General features: G+C 72.3%; 2 protein-coding genes. One reads left to right on the top strand and one right to left on the bottom strand.

From position 1 onward, the window contains the following. Window positions 1-705 (top strand): M4 family metallopeptidase (locus LLG88_12895; GenBank protein MCE5247803.1); only part of this gene is annotated, 705 nt, incomplete at its 5' end. A gap of 1,215 nt (window positions 706-1,920) precedes the next feature. Here the strand turns inward: LLG88_12895 and LLG88_12890 are convergent. Further along, a partial coding sequence (locus LLG88_12890; GenBank protein ID MCE5247802.1) for a zinc ribbon domain-containing protein occupies window positions 1,921-2,164 on the bottom strand: 244 nt, incomplete at its 5' end.

The raw sequence follows: 2,164 nt of genomic DNA, 5'->3' as shown, positions 1-2,164 counted from the left end.
TCGATCGACGACCGCGGAATGCGCCTCGTCTCGACCGTCCACTTCGGCAAGCAGTACGACAACGCCTTCTGGGACGGCCGGCAGATGGTCTACGGGGACGGCGACGGCGTCCTCTTCAACCGCTTCACCGCGGCGCTCGACGTGATCGGCCACGAGCTGACGCACGGCGTGACGCAGTGCGAGGCGCGGCTGCGGTACGACGGGCAGTCCGGGGCGCTCAACGAGTCGTTCTCCGACGTCTTCGGCTCGCTGGTCAAGCAGCGGGCGCTGAAGCAGTCGGCGGGGGACGCCGACTGGCTGATCGGCGAGGGGCTCTTCACGGCGCGGGTGAAGGGGCGGGCGATCCGCTCGATGCGCGAGCCGGGGACGGCGTACGACGATCCGACGCTGGGGAAGGACCCGCAGCCGGGACACATGGACGGCTTCGTCGAGACCGCCGACGACAACGGCGGGGTGCACATCAACTCCGGCATCCCGAACCGGGCGTTCTGTCTCGCGGCGACGGCGATCGGCGGCGCGGCGTGGGAGCGGGCGGGGCGCGTCTGGTACGTCGTCCTGCGCGACCGCCTGCGTCCCGACGCCCAGTTCCGCGACGCCGCGCAGGCGACGACCGAGGTCGCGACGTCGCTGTACGGCGCCGACTCGCGCGAGGTCCGCGCGGTCCGCGACGCCTGGGCCACGGTGGGCATCAAATTGACCCCGTAGGGGAGGCTGGCGCGCCGATCACGTCGTCGGAACAACGGCGCCCCCACCGCGCCTGCCTCCCGAGCCGGACCCAGCGCAACCCTGCCTTTTGCATTTCGTCAGAACGCGCTGGCCTTCCGCCGCCGCAAATCCCGCGCGTCCCGCGGCACGCGCGTCGTGCGGCGGGGGCGGCGGCTCCGCCACGGGGCAACGGCTGCGCCGCCGCCCCCGCCCGCCCGACGCGCTGTCGTGTTTGGTCGGGCGCATCGCCGGTTGTCCGCAGCGGAATGGTCCCGGTTGAAGGGTCCGTGCACCCCGCATCGCCCCGCGCCGCGGCCTTGGTTCGCGGAGGTCATGTCGCTTCTCGCGCTGAAACAATAGGGCGCGTGTCCGTCGAAGGGCGCGTGTCGCGCGACGGGGGGCGGCGGCTCCGCGACGGGGCAATGCTCCGCCGCCGCCCCCCGCCGCACGACACGCTCGTCGTCTTCGGGACAACGGCGTCACCACCGCGCCCTGTTTCGATGGTGCGCGGGAATGGGTCGTGTAGGGGAGGCTGGCGCGCCGATCACGTCGGCGGAACAACGGCGCCCCCACCGCGCCTGCCTCCCGACGTGGACACAGCACCCTCTTGCCTTTGGGCATTAAGGCAACGTTGCGCGTGAATTGGTCGTGTAGGGGAGGCTGGCGCGCCGATCACGTCGTCGGAACAACGGCGCCACCACCGCGCCTGCCTCCCGACGTGGACCTCGCGCATCCTTGCCTTTCGACGTTCAAAGGCAACGTTGCGCGCGAATGTCGTCGGGCGGCAGGCGCGGTGGAATCCTGAGCGGGGACACGATAATCGTGGCGCGCCAGCCGCCCCTACACGCCCGTCGCAATCCCGGCGCCCGTCGCGATCCCGGCGCCCGTCCCGATCGCGGCGCCCAGCGCGATCACCGCGGCCGTTGCGGTCACCGCAGCCGTCGCGGGCACGGCGCCCGTTGCGACGGGGGCTACGCGTGGTTCTGGAGCAGCGACATGAGGTCGGCCGTCAGGGGGGGGTCGGCGGACCCCTCAGTTAAGGCGGTCCGCCGCGCCCCCCTGACGGACGACCGGCGGCGCCCCGAGACGCGCGGGCCTTGCGCTGCGAAACCCACGGGCTTTGCGTGGCGAAACGCGCGGGCCTTGAGTCGCGAAACCCGCGGGCCTTGACTCGCGAAACCCGCGGGCCTTGCGTCGCGAAACCCCCGCGCCCGATCAGAGCTCGTACAAATGAGGGTCGTGCGTCGGCGGCGCGAGACGGCGGAGGCGATTGCGCAGACGCTTCCCGGGCGCCCCGAACGGATCCCCGTCCAGATCGTCCCCCAGTTGCTCCTCGATCCGGTCCGGATCCTCCCCGGCCTCCATCCGGCGCAGCGCCTCCTCCATGCCGCCGCCGACCGGCAACCCGCCGGCGTCGAACAGCTTGCGCATCAGCCGCGCCGCCTGCTTCGGGTCGTTC

Source organism: bacterium (assembly GCA_021372775.1).
Classification (GTDB): domain Bacteria; phylum Acidobacteriota; class Polarisedimenticolia; order J045; family J045; genus JAJFTU01.
The sequence above is the reverse complement of the archived record's forward strand: the minus strand, read 5'-3'. Positions and strand labels throughout refer to the sequence as shown.